Source organism: Rothia terrae, from assembly GCF_014705925.2.
GTDB lineage: Bacteria > Actinomycetota > Actinomycetes > Actinomycetales > Micrococcaceae > Rothia > Rothia terrae.
Map to the genome: position 1 here is coordinate 792,240 of NZ_CP061539.1, position 13,417 is coordinate 805,656.

Consider the following 13,417-nt stretch of genomic DNA (forward strand, 5'->3'; position numbering starts at 1 on the left):
TCCACTAGCGAGTTTTAGCACGGTTACGTAGGGCAAAGCACAGTCCCACAAAGAACGTGCCCCATATTAGAAAATTAGCCGTTGCGTACCATAAGGGTTCAGTGGTAATCATGTTTGCACTATCAGTAGTGAGCGTATCGCCACCAGTAAAAGCGTAACGCGAAAGCTCCGTAACACCATACATTGGGGTGAACCGAGCGATTTTCAGCAGATCTAATGGAAGAGGGTTGAAAGTGGTTCCGAAGAATGAAAAGAACAACATGATACCCGAAGCAATTGAGACTGCTCGTGAGCTCTTGAAAAGTCTCACCATAGCAACAGCGTAGAAAGAGAAAATAATTCCAGTCGTCACTGCAATGAGAGAACAAACAATTTGTTGATTGAGGGGGATTTTAACGTTAGTTGCAACCGCCACCACATTGACACCTAAAACCGGAACTAGTGTGGTGACTAGAGCTTTTGTTGCATGGACCAAGCTATGTTGTGTATTCGTTAGTGGCGTGAGTGCTAGTTGACGCCCCCACCCGGCGTCAAGTTCAGTCGCGGTGTTACCTGCAGCTGACATTGCGCCTAACGTTGCACCGTAAATACACATGCCAATCATGACGTAGGCGGCAAAATTACCACTCCTAAAACTGTAGGAACCGTAATCTTGAGCGGCGCCAAAGATGAGGTACATTCCGCACGGAATGATGATGAGGTTGAACAACGCGGAACCGTTGAGAAGTGATTGTTTGAGGTCATATCCAATGAAACGAATTAATTGCATGAGAGTACTTTCTATAGCTATGCGTGAGCGAGTTTGCTGAACGCCTCGGCAAGAGTTGGACGGATAATTTGTAAGTCACTAACTTCGTATGAAGAGAGCACATAGGGGAGAAAGTTCTCTACGGATGCGCATCTCATTGAATACTCCGTACCATTACTGATGAGATTGGTGATTCCCCAGAGCTGTTTCTGCTCGGGGGTGAGTTCTAAATGTTGTTCGCCTGGTAGGGAAAAAGATATTTTTCGGAGACCGTTTAAGGTACGAATCTTGGTTGTAGTCCCATCGGCAATCACTTGTCCGTGGGCCATCATGATGATGCGATCAGCAAATTCCTCTGCTTCTTCAAGGTAATGAGTAGCGAAAATAATCGTCTTTCCTGCATCCGCCAAAGCGTGCATTGAATCCCAGAACGTTTTGCGAGCATTTACGTCCATTCCGGTTGTGGGTTCATCCAAGATTAGAATTTCTGGATTCCCAAGAAGCGCGATAGCGAACTTAACCTTCTGTTGCTGACCGCCGGAGCACTTACCAATTTTTTGCGAAGCTATATCAGTAATACCAGCTTCGGTAAGAACCTGTTGCGCACCGGTTGAATTCTTATATGTTGAAGCTACCATTGCCACTTGGTCTTTAACCGTCAACTCTTTGAGCAACCCACCAGCCTGCAACATTGCGCTTACCAGAGAGTGACGTACGGCTTCGACAGGGGATTCACTCATGAGTTCAACTGAACCGGATGAAGGGACAGATAACCCTAAAAGCATGTCTATGAGAGTTGATTTCCCAGCACCATTTTCACCGAGCAGGGCAACAACTTCGCCCCGAGGGATACTGAAGCTGACGTCCTTGACTGCTTCTACTGAACCTGTCGTGGCTCTAAATGTCTTTGAGACGTTTTCAACGTTTACTGCTGTATTCATATTTATAGTTTGCACTTGTCAAACTGAAGGCACAGATGCTAAAAGTCATCACTTAGAACTGACATTTGTCACGGTTCGCAGAGCTTCTAGGGTCATAACTTCAGCAAAGTAAAACCAAACTCACCTGCCTTGTTCGCATCGGAACAAGCGCGCGCCTTGCTGTGCCTAGTAGACTAGAGGCAAAAGAACGTCCACAAACAAAGGTTTATTTTCCGTGGCTCTTACTATCGGCATTGTTGGTCTGCCCAACGTTGGCAAGTCAACCCTCTTCAACGCGCTGACCAAGAACAACATCCTGGCAGCAAACTACCCCTTCGCAACCATCGAACCCAATATCGGTGTTGTGAACCTTCCCGACGAGCGTCTGAATCGTCTAGCTGAAATCTTCGGTTCCGAGCGAATCCTGCCCGCAACTGTCTCCTTCGTTGATATTGCGGGTATCGTTCGCGGTGCGTCCGAGGGCGAAGGCCTGGGCAACCAGTTCCTGGCAAACATCCGCGAAGCACACGCTATCGCGCAGGTTGTTCGTGCCTTCGATGATCCCGACGTAATCCACGTTGACGGCAAGGTTGATCCCGCGTCCGACATGGAAACCATCAACACCGAGCTGGTTCTTGCCGACCTGCAGACCCTCGAAAATGCTATTCCGCGCCTTGAGAAGGCTGTAAAAATCAAGAAGGGCGACGCCGCCCAGCTTGAAGAATACAAGAAGGCTCAGACCGTCCTTGAAGCAGGCGACACCCTGATCTCTAAGAAGGACGAGGCGAAGCTGGACTTCGCACTTTTACGCGAGCTGAACTTGCTCACCACCAAGCCTTTTATCTACGTCTTCAACTCAGACGAAGGCGTCCTGGCATCTGAAGAAAAGCAGAAAGAGCTGCGCGACCTCGTTGCGCCTGCTGAGGCTGTCTTCTTGGACGCCAAGCTCGAAGCTGACATGGTTGAACTCGACGAAGAAGAAGCGCGCGAGATGCTCGAAATGTCAGGTCAGGACGAGTCAGGCCTAGACAAGCTTGCACGCGTTGGCTTCTCCACCTTGGGGCTACAGACCTACCTCACCGCAGGTCCTAAGGAATCACGCGCGTGGACCATCTCAAAGGGCGACACCGCTCCGCAGGCTGCTGGTGTTATTCACACCGACTTCGAGCGCGGCTTCATTAAGGCTGAGGTTGTCTCATTCGAAGACCTTGATGCCGCTGGCTCCATGCAGGAAGCGAAGGCAAAGGGCAAGGTCCGTATGGAAGGTAAGGACTACATCATGGCTGACGGCGATGTTGTAGAGTTCCGCTTCAACGTCTAACCCCGGCTGATGCATCGTAACCCCTAGCGTTCCGCTCACCAGAAGGACTTAAAGTCCCAGTGGATGAGCGGAACGCTAGGGGTTTTGCGTACCCTGTGAAAAATAATCAGCCCACTTGATAAAAGTTCGGTGAACTTGGTGTGTTATGAGGCGGACCACTTTGGGTTGTTTGGCATAATGACAAACAGTAACCGCTCACTTCAAACAAGAGGTATTTACTATGAAGACTCGTTTGGCATTTGTAGCTGGCGCAGGTGTTGGCTACGTACTCGGTGCACGTGCAGGCCGTGGCAGCTACGAAAAGCTCAAGACCCAGGCTAACAACGTGTGGAATGACCCCAAGGTTCAGGAAACCGTAAAGACAGCACAGGAGACCATCAGCGAAAAGGCTCCCATTGTTGCTGACAAGGCTAAGGAAGCCGCTGCAACCGGTGCTGAAAAAGCTAAGGCTAAGACTGAAGAGGTTAAGGAAAACCGTGCTGAAGCTAAGGCTGAAAAGCAGGCAGAAAAGGACCTCGCTAAGGCAGAGAAGCAGGCTGACAAGGAGCTTGCTCAGGCAGAAAAGGATGCGGCTAAGGTGGAAAAGAAGGCAGAAAAGGAAGCTGAGAAGGCTGACAAGAAGGCTCAGAAGATCGCTGATAAGGCTCCCGCAGATGTCGTTTCAGACCCTGCAGCTGACCCCAACGATGAAGGTCCTGCAACTGCATAAGGTGTAGAGCCTCATGTGCAAGTGAGTTGCCAGATAATCCAACCATCTGGCAACTCATTTTTTGTTAAGGAAAGTAAATGTCCCACCAGGCTAAAGAAGGAATCGCAGATAATTGGAAAGCGCAGCTGGCCGCAATGGATGCTGCTGACACCATTGCGTTGAGAGAGTGCTTCACGGATGACGCCTGTGCTGGTGCATATGATTGGCTATAGACAACCGCTGGATGAGTGGATGCGCGGCATCGAGTCGGAGGAGTTTGTTTACCACCAAGTCATCGAGAAGGGAGTGAGCATTTCTGTTCTACCTCATTCCGAGGCTAAGGTGGTCGGCGATATCATCACCGGGTATAGAGCCGACGGCACGGGCCAAGCATGGCCGCTGCATGTAGAACAGAAGTTTGTGCAGGAAAATGGGCGCTGGCTATGTGCCGAAAGCATTGTTAACTTGGGCCGTTAAAAAGAAATCTTAAATAAAGAAACCCACCCGCTAGGGGTGGGTTTCTTGAAGAAAGTCGACTGGAAGTCTTCTTCCAGTCAGGCTAGCCCAATCTTAGTAGCCAAGGTTGGGGATGTAGACGCCGGGGAAGTACTCATTAATCATGAGACCCCAGTCTTCCTGAACCAGCTTGTTGTACTCTGCGTCCGACAGGTTTTAGTGTCAGCAGCATTTGCAGGAGCAGCTGTGCCAAACAGGGTAGCGGTTGCAAGAGTTGCACCAGCAAGGGTAGTAGTCAGCTTCTTCATGGTGTTCATCTCCTCTGGGTTGCCCACAAGCTTTTCTTGTGGATCTTTTGGTTTGAACAATTTCTAGCCTAGTAAATACTTGTAAGTAAAAGTAACTGTTTTGTTGAAAAAACTGCAAAAAATCTGATAAATAATGCTCTGGCTAGTGTAAATAGATTTAATAATCAAGTAATAACGGGTACCTCTCCCAGGATTTGTGTGCGGTTTCGGATGCGAATCTGCCGCCGTAGTGCGAGAGTAAAAGACGCCATGGCAAGGCATATTCTTGCCGGAGAAAAGGTCTTGCACACCCCAAAATTGATAGGCTAAAACCATGACTCTTGTACTCAAAAACGTTCGTGAGTGGTCTGCAAGCAACGGTGCTGAGACCACAGATTTTCTGATTGAAGACGGGCAGATTTCTCGCAAAGAACCCGAAATAACCGCGCCGCAAGATGCAACGATTATCGACGGAAAAGGGCTTCTGGCTCTGCCGGGTTTTGTGAATGCTCACGCGCACATCGATAAAAGCTGGTTGCACCGCGACTGGGTGTCTAATCGTGCTGAGCCCAGCACTCAGGGGCGCATCTCTTTCGAGCGAGAAAAGCGGGATGAGTTCAACATTCCTAGTACCCAAGTGACTGAAACCGTTTTGTGCCAGATGCTGGCCTTCGGCACCACGCGCATCCGCTCTCATATCGATGTTGATTTGGGAGTTGGTCTTCGCGGGCTTGAAACTGTTGCTGAAGCTGTAGAGAACCTGCAAAACGCCGTAGAAGTTGAGGTCGTAGCCTTCCCTCGAGACGGTGTGATCCGTCGCCCTGGCGTCCGCGACTTACTCGAAAAAAGCTGCGAGCCCTGGCGTCGCTCATATCGGTGGTCTCGATCCTTGCCTGATTGATCGTGATCCTGCGGGGCAGCTCGATCAGCTTTTTGAAATCGCTTCAAAATACGACTGCGGTTTGGATATTCACTTGCACGATGCGGGGACACTGGGTCATTTTGAATACGAGATGATTCTGGAGCGCATCCACGCGTTTGGTCTCCAGGGCAAGGTCAACATTGCTCACGGATTTGCGTTGAGTACTGTTCCTGCATCGCGCCAGGAGTCTTTGCTGAAAGAGCTGGGCGAGGCCGGTGTATTGTGGTCAACTGTCGCTCCTGTGGGGTCTGCCCGTCTGCCGCTGCAGCTGATGAAGAACAACAGCGTGCGTTTAGGGCTTGGTACGGATGGCATTCGGGATTTGTGGTCGCCGTACGGTGATGGTGATAGCCGGCGGGCAAGTCGTCGTGCGTGAGGGCGAATTGGTGATCTAACGGTCTCTTACGCGGTGAGGAAGGGAATCATTAGTGCCATCGCCTGAGAACATTTTGTTGAGGCTGTCTGCTCGTGATGATGCGTATGTGCGCGAGCTTTTCGACAAACTCGAAGCTCTGGGTTTTCCCAGGCAGCATCAAAGTCCGCATATTTCTCTTACATTTGCACCAGAGATGGACGCTGCAGTGGTGCATCGGGCGCAGGAGGTTCTGCCGGGGTGCGTACCTTCGTTCTTGCGACGAGCTGGCATTGTCACCTTTGGCGTGAAACGTAAGCAAACAGTGGCGTGGCTACTAGAGGCATCTGATGATCTCGAGGACGCTGCTCGCCAGCTCAGCGCCCTCAATCCGGAAGGACGCGGTTCGCGTTGGGTTCCGCATCTGACCTTGGGTCTGCGACTTCCACGCGAGATAGTGCCCGATTATATTCGGGCGCTGGATGAACTAACGTCTCCTTATGTCAGAGAACTGACGGCTGAGCGGGCAGTTTACTGGCGGCCTCAGCTGGGTGAAGAAACTCAGCTTGCGCCGTGACAGATGTTACCACGAAAGCGTCATTTTCGCCCGATAAAACCGGGGAAAATGACGCTTTCGTGGTCACCTTTGTAGTTAGCCGCAGTACTCGAACGGGTACGTGCCGTCGCCCATGTCGGGCTTGGGCAGTACGCCCTCGGGGTCTGCCAGGCCTACCTGCTTGCCTTCTGCACACAGTCGGCGCATCGCCTCAAGCGTCATACGGCGGCCCACACCGGTAAAACGTTCAACACGGCTCACATCGAAAACGACCTTAGAGCTGAGCTTCTCATTCTCCAAACGGTAGAGCAGGCTTTCCGCTGCGTTGAAGGTAAAGCTGCCCTGCAACGTCACGATGCTGGTGTCATCACCCGTATTGAGGGTGCGAACGGAGCGCGACACCACACCGTCAACTTCCATCATGTGCATGGACATATCCGATGACATGCGCTTGAAAACCTCAACGCCGCGCACACTGTTGCCGTGAGAATCCAGGAGAGGAGAAAACACACCTACACCCAGCTGCCCAGGAATCGCGCCGAGAATACCGCCGGCAACACCTGATTTCGCCGGAATTCCAACATCTGTAAACCACTCACCGGCAGAATCGTACATACCCGAGGACGCCATCACGGACAGCACATGACGCACCACGCTGCGTTTAATCACGCGCTCACCGGTTACCGGGTGTACACCACCGGTTGCGAGGGTTGCGCTCATCATTGCAATATCCTGAACATTGACCAAAATGGAGCACTGGGCGGTATAGCCCGCAACTGCCTCGTGAGCCTTGCCTTCCATCATGCCGTAGCTGGTCAGCATGTGCGCAAAAGCAAGGTTGCGGTGGGAATGATCCATTTCTGACTGGAACACTTCTTTATCCATGGTCAGCTTGCGGCCAGCCAGTGCCGAGAAGAAATCAGTCACGCGGTCAACGCGTTCTTGCATTGTCGCGTCCTCACCGATGAGCATCTGGTGGGCCAAAATGGCACCGGCATTAATCATGGCGTTCTTGGGACGCTTGGTGTCTTCTTCAATTGAAAGGTCGTTGAAAGCATCACCCGAGGGCTCAACATCGATTTTGGTCTCCACGAAATCGATGCCGCGGTCAGTCAAGGTCGCAGCGTAGGCAAAGGGCTTAGACATGGACTGGATAGAGAACTCAGCCTCAACATCACCGGCAGAATAGGTGTGTCCCTCAGCGGTGGTCATGGCGATACCCAGCAGGTTAGGGTCAGCGTCCTTCAGTGCTGGAATGTAGTCGGCAACTTCGCCGTCTTTAATATCGCGAACCGAGTCGAGGATTTCCGTCAAATAATCGGGGATAGGTGTACGCATCTGTCCTGTCTTGGATAGTGAAGTTGGGCAATATACTTTTATATAACTATTGGCGCTCTTTTCGCTATCAATGGTGATAGAAAGCTCGAAGCTTTCCGCCGCTAACAGGTCAGCTGGGTGATATCTACCGTTTAGTATTTTTAAAGCATGATGCGCGTTAATGCGACTCACACAGACAAGGGATCCTCATGGCTGATACTTTGCCCGCTTGCCCCGAATGTTCAGAAGACTACACCTACGAAAACGGTGCGCTTTTTGGTGTGCCCTATGTGCGGTCATGAGTGGTCCGCGGATGCTGCTGATGCTGAAACCTCCGAGGTTGCAGTGGCGGTCGTGAAGGACGCGGTGGGTAACGAATTAGTAGACGGTGACACCGTTACTATTGCTAAGGGTCTGAAAGCCAAGGGCGGTGCTGATATCAAGGCCGGCACTAAGGTTCGCGGTATTCGCCTACTGGAGTCACCTGTCAACGGTCACGATATTGAAGCGAAGGTTCCCGGCGCAGGCCAGATGTACCTCAAGTCCTCTGTCGTGAAGAAGGCTAAATAGCCTTCTTGTTCCTGTAGGTGAGCCAGAGAAAAAGCGTTACTGGTAGCGGGCGTCCTGCAGTCTGGGATAGCCACTTGAAACACCATTGCTCATACTACTTATTTACTGCGAGCGGGTTGTAGTATGGCTTACATGGAAACACCTTTTGGCAAGACTCTCGAAGTCTACGAAGATAAGCAGTCCTTCTACAAGAGCTTCCCCGAAGCCGGTGAAGGCTGGAACCTGCAGGAATACCCCGGCAAAAGCCCTCTCGGGATTGACCTCTTTGATGGTAGCCCTGAAGACGACCCTCGCTGGGTGGTGACGTTCTGCGCACCGAAGAAAGCCGTCGAATTCGAAGAGACACCGTCAGGTTCATGGCCTGTAGTTGCGTTCGACCGTAACTCCGGTGACATCTATCTGCTGGCAGAAAGCGTAGCTTTCGAGCAGGCTAAAAACTCATACGACCACCTCTCACACGAGGTCAACTAATTTCATTTAGAACAAAGAAGTCGGCACCTTTTCATAAGGTGCCGGCTTCTTTTATATAAGTATTGGGGTGTTCCGATGCTAGTTCAGTGGAAGTCCAGATGACTGAATTTTCAGGGTAGACAGGGGGAGCGGACCGCCGTAAATATGCGGGAAAATCTCGGATTCAGCATCGTTGGGATCGCTGTTTTCAAACTTGATAGTGAGACCTTCTGCTTCAACCGCGTCCTCGTTGATGGCGAGCAGAAGAATGTCTTCACGGTCGCTGTAAAAAGCCTGCCACACTTCGCGCACCTGTTCGACGGACGCTGAGCAGTGAATAAAGCCAACCTCGTCAATAGTGCGACCGCGGGTTGAAACGGTGTAAACGCCGGTGTCTTGAGCTACGGCAAAGTCTTCGGGCAGAGCGAGATGAAACAACATATAGATAGCTTAGTGGGTGAGTGCTCTGATAAAAGAACTCTGTGCAACCAAAGAATTAACTTTTCACATATTTTCGTAAAAAATACTGTCAAATATCTGTTTACTCTTCTCTGACTAGGGTTAACAGGTGTAGTGTGTTGCGTATTGCCACGGGGTGTCTCTATGCAGGGAGGCTGAGAAAATACCCGTTTGAACCTGATCTCGGTAATTCGAGCGGAGGAATGGACAATGAGCGAAGTAGCTCTTGTGCGACGTATTTACGATGTATGGAAAGCATTACCCACCCATAACCCACTGGTGCAGTGCCTCACGAACACAGTGGTTCAGGGGTTTAGCGCCAATGTTTTATTGGCGGCTGGGGCATCGCCTGCGATGGTGGATGTGCCCGGTGAGGCCGGAGATTTTGCGGCTATCTCATCTGCAACGCTGATCAATTTAGGCACTATCGGCACTAGCCAGCAGTTGGCGATTCCAGAAGCGGCACAGTCCGCTCACCATTCTCAGACTCCCTGGGTACTAGACCCTGTGGCTGTTGGTGCGTTGAAGGTTCGCACCCGTCTAGCCCATGAGCTATTGAACTACCGGCCCACAGTGATTCGCGGTAATGCCTCCGAAATTATTGCCCTGTGCGGTGGTGCAGCCGCCCGAGGCGCAGACAGCACAGCTCAGGTGCAGGACGCACACGGGAGCGCCATAGAACTGGCGAAAAAGCACAAGACCGTGGTCGCGGTATCGGGAAGCGCAGACTTTATTACGGACGGCGAACGCCACTACCAATGCGCTAACGGCCATGCCATTCAGACCAAAGTAACCGGCTCGGGGTGTGCATTGGGTGCGGGGATTGGTGCCTGTGTTTCTGTCACCGAGGATGCCTTGTGGGGCACGGTTGCGGCACATGCAGTGTACGGGATTGCCGCTCAACAGGCCCAAGAGGTGTCAGCCGGTCCCGGTACTTTTGCCGCGAATTTCCTGGATGCTCTTGCGAACGTGAGCGAAGATGACGTGGAACGACTTCTCGCTGTACGACAGCTCGCCACCGATAAAGAATAGGTGGCGACCGTGCAACAGAACTCACCGCGGCCTGGAATTTACTTGGTGACGGATCCGCCGCTTTCCCTGGCGACTCATGCCCCCGAGCGGCACTTTAGAAGTGAGGCAGAGCGTCACAGCGCGGCTATCGATTTGACGACTCAGCTGGTAGAGACTGTCGTTGCGGCGGGAGTCTCAACCGTTCAACTGCGCTGGAAGAACGTAGAAGCCAGGTATTTTTATGACCTTTCGTTAGCAGTCTCAGACGTCACCGCTGGCACAGCGGATTTAATCATCAATGACAGGGTCGATGTTTATTTAGCAGCACGCGAAGCTGGCGCTCAGCTTGCGGGGGTGCACATCGGCCAAACCGACCTTCACCCGAGTAGCGTCCGAAAACTGATAGGCCAAGACGCACAGATTGGCTGGTCGGTCTCGCAACCGGCAGAGATCGTTGAGGCTAACCGGCTAGCTGACGTGATTGACTCGGCAGGTGTTGGTGTTTTGCGGGCGACCGCCACTAAAACGGATGCTCCACCACCGCTTGGATTCGACGGAATTGCTCGCCTTGCGGACGAACTTAAAGTACCTACCACAGCCATCGGTGGCATTAAAACAGCCGATATTGCGCATCTGGCGCCGAGCGTCCATAACATCGCGGTGGTTTCAGCGCTGGTGGCTTCACCCGCCCCTGGTCAAGAAGCCCGCGAGATGGTGCGCCTGTTCAACCATGCCCGTCAACCGGGTGAAACTTTCACTGCAAACGCTCAAGGAGCATAGAGATGGCTATTCCTCGTGTACTTTCCATTGCGGGAACAGACCCCACTGGTGGCGCTGGAATCCACGCCGATATTAAATCTATTACTGCTGCCGGCGGCTACGCTATGGGAGCGGTGACCGCACTGGTTTCGCAGAACACTCACGGGGTAACTGATGTACATTACCCCGACGCCTCAGTGCTTACCATCCAGTTGGAATCGGTCTCAGCAGACGTGATTGTCGATGCTGTGAAGATTGGTATGCTCGGACAAACTGCCTATATTGATGCTGTCAACCAGTGGCTAGAGAAAACAAAACCGCCGATTGTGGTCATTGATCCGGTAATGGTTGCAACCTCAGGCGACAGACTCATCGATGAGGACGCCGAGCAGCATCTGCGTCAGCTTTTTCACCGTGCAACGGTGCTAACTCCCAATGCTCCAGAGCTTGAAATTCTGGCAGGATGCGAAAGCGGGAGCATTCTCAGTGATGAGGGCGCGATTGATGCGGCGCGTACACTGGCGCAGCAGTACGATGTGCTGGTCGCGGTGAAGGGCGGGCATCTTGACGGAGAGCGCATTATCAATCATCTGGTGGATGCGCACGGTATTGTTGCGACCACCATGCAACCTCGCATTCAAACAAAATCAACTCACGGCACCGGTTGCTCACAGTCGTCGGCGCTGGCTACCCGGCTCGCGGCAGGAGAGAACCCCCAGGATGCTTTAGGCTGGGTGTCGCGTTGGCTACATGATTCCATTAGGGCGGCCGATGGACTGCAGGTTGGCACGGGGCACGGTCCCATTGACCACTCGCACCGGGCGCGTACTCTCGCCGCTCATGCGCTCAACACACCGTGGTTATCGCAAACTGTGGATCTGCAGGCGCTCGCCTCAGATCCTTCCTCCGACTTATTGCCGCACGCTGACGCCGTGGCACGTTACCGCATCCAACCTGCCGGTCAGTGGACGCATCTGCTGGCGCAGCTAACGCACGACATCTTAGAGCAGACCCTGTTCGATGACTTTCTCACCGTTTTGCGGGAAGGAACTCTTGAAACCTGGGAGTTCACCGCTTATCAGCGTCAGGACGCGCACTACCTCAACCGCTACGCGCGTGCCTTAGCGGCGTTGGCGGCACGAGCAGCAGACCCGGTGCACACCGTGTTTTGGAGTTCCGGTAGCGCCTCAGCTATCTCTGTGGAACAGGTTCTTCACCATACGTGGTTGGCTGAGGTTACCGGTGAGGAGCTGACCCAGGTAGCCTCGATGGCTATCACGCCCATTACTGCCGGGTACACCAACCACCTGTTAGCAAACACTGCATTAGAAAGCTACGTTGTAGGTGCAGCCGCCGTTCTGCCCTGTTATTGGATGTACGCAGAAATAGGCCTTCGACTCAGCGAAATCAACACTGAAGATCACCCTTACCATGCGTGGCTGACCACCTATCAGGACGAAGCTTTTACCCGTTCTACTCAACAGGCGATTGCTATCGTTGAAAGTCTGTTAGCGGCTGCTTCTGCACCCGAACGTGAACAAGCCATGCGCGCGTTTATCGAAGCAAGCCTCTGGGAGCGTGAATTTTTCGACCAGGCTAGCCGTATGCGCTAAGTACAAAAAGTGTGCAGTAAAGTTAGGCTTTATGCACCCCACCTTAGAACTTATTCAGCAACGCTATGAATCAAACTCTCTTCCCCTGCATCGTACTGACGATGCGCGGTTAGCCCTTGTGCTGGAAGGCGGAAGTTCACGCGCTGCCTACGGCGGTGGCATGGTGGGCGTGCTCGAAGACTACGGACTTGTGGATGTTTTTGACGCGGTCTACGGCACCTCAGCCGGTGCGCTGAACGCCGCCTGGTTTGTCTGCCAGCGCGCCAACGCTAATATGTTCGGCTGGTGGGAGCCGGAATCGATGAAATCAATCATCAATTTTTGCAACGTGCTGGCGCGTAAGCCTATCGTTGATGGCGACTACCTGATCGATTACGTGTACCAGAACATCACGCACATGGGTTTTGACGACATCATCGCCTCAGACGTGGAGTATCACGCTATCGCAACCGACGCTGACACCGGTGAAAACGTTGACCTTCACCCCTTCATCACCGATGTTCCCAGCCTGAAAAAAGCGATGAAGGCGACCGCGCGCATCCCCGTGCTTTCCGGACAGCCGGTGGAGCTTGCCGGACGCCGGTTTATTGACGGCGGTATGACGGAGAACGTACCCGTTGAAACTGCTCTTGCTGACGGCGCTACGCATGTACTGGTCATCCGCACCAAAGCCCCGAGCATTGAGCTACCGGCTACCAACAAATACAAGCAGCGCGTTGTCACCCGTTGGATGGAAAAACACACGCCTGGTTCAGCGCACACCTGGGAGCTTCGCAACCGGCGCAAGCAGGAGATTGAGATTCTGATGCACGAATCTTCTGACCGCGTATTGCAGGTAGCACCGCCTGCAGACGCGCCGAAAATCTCCATGGTCAACAGCAACACTCAAACACTCAAACGTGCGGTGGACATCGGCAAAACCACCATGCAAGCGGCGCTCGCTCCGCTCAACCTTGACCAGCGCTCACGCCGATAGGAGGTAAAGCAC

The 13,417-nt window shown here is 52.6% G+C and carries 17 protein-coding genes, 1 pseudogene and 1 riboswitch; of the genes and pseudogenes, 13 read left to right on the forward strand and 5 right to left on the reverse strand.

Annotation, left to right across the window (positions count from 1 at the left end; all coding sequences use genetic code 11):
- Positions 1-4: 4 nt before the first annotated feature.
- Entirely contained in the window at positions 5-769 is a 765-nt protein-coding gene (locus IDM49_RS03705) for an ABC transporter permease (RefSeq protein ID WP_190725059.1), read from the reverse strand.
- A gap of 17 nt (positions 770-786) precedes the next feature.
- Positions 787-1,689: an ABC transporter ATP-binding protein gene (locus IDM49_RS03710; protein WP_190725060.1), complete on the reverse strand. Its 903-nt coding sequence runs from the start codon at positions 1,687-1,689 to the stop codon at positions 787-789.
- A 214-nt stretch (positions 1,690-1,903) separates the two neighbouring features.
- Between IDM49_RS03710 and ychF the strand changes: the two genes are divergently transcribed.
- The 4 genes from ychF (at position 1,904) to IDM49_RS03725 (ending at position 4,154) form a co-directional block, all read left to right on the forward strand.
- Positions 1,904-2,989: a redox-regulated ATPase YchF gene (gene ychF, locus IDM49_RS03715; protein WP_190725061.1), complete on the forward strand. Its 1,086-nt coding sequence runs from the start codon at positions 1,904-1,906 to the stop codon at positions 2,987-2,989.
- Between the two features lie 220 nt (positions 2,990-3,209).
- Positions 3,210-3,698 (forward strand): hypothetical protein, encoded by a 489-nt coding sequence (locus IDM49_RS12215; protein ID WP_228008176.1) that lies wholly within the window; start codon positions 3,210-3,212, stop codon positions 3,696-3,698.
- 77 nt (positions 3,699-3,775) lie between these two features.
- On the forward strand, positions 3,776-3,910 hold the full coding sequence (locus IDM49_RS12410; protein WP_265578804.1) for a hypothetical protein: 135 nt from the start codon (positions 3,776-3,778) through the stop codon (positions 3,908-3,910).
- A complete protein-coding gene (locus tag IDM49_RS03725; RefSeq protein ID WP_190725062.1) occupies positions 3,876-4,154 on the forward strand; it encodes a nuclear transport factor 2 family protein in 279 nt (92 codons plus the stop codon). Before IDM49_RS12410 ends, IDM49_RS03725 begins: the two co-directional genes overlap by 35 nt.
- A gap of 140 nt (positions 4,155-4,294) precedes the next feature.
- Here IDM49_RS03725 and IDM49_RS03730 read toward each other — a convergent pair whose 3' ends face one another.
- Complete coding sequence (locus IDM49_RS03730; RefSeq protein WP_190725063.1) at positions 4,295-4,468, reverse strand: hypothetical protein; 174 nt, start codon at positions 4,466-4,468, stop codon at positions 4,295-4,297.
- Between the two features lie 286 nt (positions 4,469-4,754).
- Between IDM49_RS03730 and IDM49_RS03735 the strand changes: the two genes are divergently transcribed.
- From IDM49_RS03735 to IDM49_RS03745, 3 genes are read left to right on the forward strand one after another with little or no spacing between them, the layout of a single operon-like run.
- Positions 4,755-5,321 (forward strand): amidohydrolase family protein, encoded by a 567-nt coding sequence (locus IDM49_RS03735; protein ID WP_190725064.1) that lies wholly within the window; start codon positions 4,755-4,757, stop codon positions 5,319-5,321.
- A complete protein-coding gene (locus IDM49_RS03740) occupies positions 5,317-5,718 on the forward strand; it encodes an amidohydrolase family protein (RefSeq protein WP_403215252.1) in 402 nt (133 codons plus the stop codon). Before IDM49_RS03735 ends, IDM49_RS03740 begins: the two co-directional genes overlap by 5 nt.
- A gap of 52 nt (positions 5,719-5,770) precedes the next feature.
- Positions 5,771-6,271 carry a 2'-5' RNA ligase family protein gene (locus tag IDM49_RS03745; protein ID WP_168614968.1) on the forward strand — a complete coding sequence of 167 codons (501 nt, stop codon included), beginning with the start codon at positions 5,771-5,773 and terminating at the stop codon, positions 6,269-6,271.
- Between the two features lie 75 nt (positions 6,272-6,346).
- Here IDM49_RS03745 and IDM49_RS03750 read toward each other — a convergent pair whose 3' ends face one another.
- Positions 6,347-7,588 carry a glutaminase gene (locus IDM49_RS03750; protein WP_190725066.1) on the reverse strand — a complete coding sequence of 414 codons (1,242 nt, stop codon included), beginning with the start codon at positions 7,586-7,588 and terminating at the stop codon, positions 6,347-6,349.
- 188 nt (positions 7,589-7,776) lie between these two features.
- Between IDM49_RS03750 and IDM49_RS03755 the strand changes: the two are divergent.
- Positions 7,777-8,137 (forward strand): annotated as a pseudogene (locus IDM49_RS03755) (zinc ribbon domain-containing protein YjdM).
- 132 nt (positions 8,138-8,269) lie between these two features.
- Positions 8,270-8,608 carry a hypothetical protein gene (locus IDM49_RS03760; protein WP_193836676.1) on the forward strand — a complete coding sequence of 113 codons (339 nt, stop codon included), beginning with the start codon at positions 8,270-8,272 and terminating at the stop codon, positions 8,606-8,608.
- Between the two features lie 78 nt (positions 8,609-8,686).
- Here IDM49_RS03760 and IDM49_RS03765 read toward each other — a convergent pair whose 3' ends face one another.
- Entirely contained in the window at positions 8,687-9,028 is a 342-nt protein-coding gene (locus tag IDM49_RS03765) for a DUF952 domain-containing protein (RefSeq protein WP_168614972.1), read from the reverse strand.
- Positions 9,029-9,168: 140 nt separating this feature from the next.
- A riboswitch (TPP riboswitch) is annotated at positions 9,169-9,267 on the forward strand.
- Between IDM49_RS03765 and thiM the strand changes: the two genes are divergently transcribed.
- The 4 genes from thiM (at position 9,257) to IDM49_RS03785 (ending at position 13,405) form a co-directional block, all read left to right on the forward strand.
- Positions 9,257-10,078 carry a hydroxyethylthiazole kinase gene (thiM, locus tag IDM49_RS03770; RefSeq protein WP_190725068.1) on the forward strand — a complete coding sequence of 274 codons (822 nt, stop codon included), beginning with the start codon at positions 9,257-9,259 and terminating at the stop codon, positions 10,076-10,078. (Overlaps the previous riboswitch by 11 nt.)
- Before the next feature lie 9 nt (positions 10,079-10,087).
- Entirely contained in the window at positions 10,088-10,837 is a 750-nt protein-coding gene (locus IDM49_RS03775; protein ID WP_190725069.1) for a thiamine phosphate synthase, read from the forward strand.
- Between the two features lie 2 nt (positions 10,838-10,839).
- Complete coding sequence (locus IDM49_RS03780) at positions 10,840-12,429, forward strand: bifunctional hydroxymethylpyrimidine kinase/phosphomethylpyrimidine kinase (protein ID WP_190725070.1); 1,590 nt, start codon at positions 10,840-10,842, stop codon at positions 12,427-12,429.
- 31 nt (positions 12,430-12,460) lie between these two features.
- Entirely contained in the window at positions 12,461-13,405 is a 945-nt protein-coding gene (locus IDM49_RS03785; RefSeq protein WP_190725071.1) for a patatin-like phospholipase family protein, read from the forward strand.
- Positions 13,406-13,417 lie beyond the last annotated feature (12 nt).

Bases quoted from the DNA above. Each gene is read 5' to 3' on its own strand.
- IDM49_RS03705 (WP_190725059.1), bottom strand. From the start codon at position 769: ATGCAATTAATTCGTTTCATTGGATATGACCTCAAACAATCACTTCTC.
- IDM49_RS03710 (WP_190725060.1), bottom strand. From the start codon at position 1,689: ATGAATACAGCAGTAAACGTTGAAAACGTCTCAAAGACATTTAGAGCC.
- IDM49_RS12215 (WP_228008176.1), top strand. From the start codon at position 3,210: ATGAAGACTCGTTTGGCATTTGTAGCTGGCGCAGGTGTTGGCTACGTA.
- IDM49_RS12410 (WP_265578804.1), top strand. From the start codon at position 3,776: ATGTCCCACCAGGCTAAAGAAGGAATCGCAGATAATTGGAAAGCGCAG.
- IDM49_RS03725 (WP_190725062.1), top strand. From the start codon at position 3,876: ATGACGCCTGTGCTGGTGCATATGATTGGCTATAGACAACCGCTGGAT.
- IDM49_RS03735 (WP_190725064.1), top strand. From the start codon at position 4,755: ATGACTCTTGTACTCAAAAACGTTCGTGAGTGGTCTGCAAGCAACGGT.
- IDM49_RS03750 (WP_190725066.1), bottom strand. From the start codon at position 7,588: ATGCGTACACCTATCCCCGATTATTTGACGGAAATCCTCGACTCGGTT.
- IDM49_RS03760 (WP_193836676.1), top strand. From the start codon at position 8,270: ATGGAAACACCTTTTGGCAAGACTCTCGAAGTCTACGAAGATAAGCAG.
- IDM49_RS03765 (WP_168614972.1), bottom strand. From the start codon at position 9,028: ATGTTGTTTCATCTCGCTCTGCCCGAAGACTTTGCCGTAGCTCAAGAC.
- thiM (WP_190725068.1), top strand. From the start codon at position 9,257: ATGAGCGAAGTAGCTCTTGTGCGACGTATTTACGATGTATGGAAAGCA.
- IDM49_RS03780 (WP_190725070.1), top strand. From the start codon at position 10,840: ATGGCTATTCCTCGTGTACTTTCCATTGCGGGAACAGACCCCACTGGT.
- IDM49_RS03785 (WP_190725071.1), top strand. From the start codon at position 12,461: ATGCACCCCACCTTAGAACTTATTCAGCAACGCTATGAATCAAACTCT.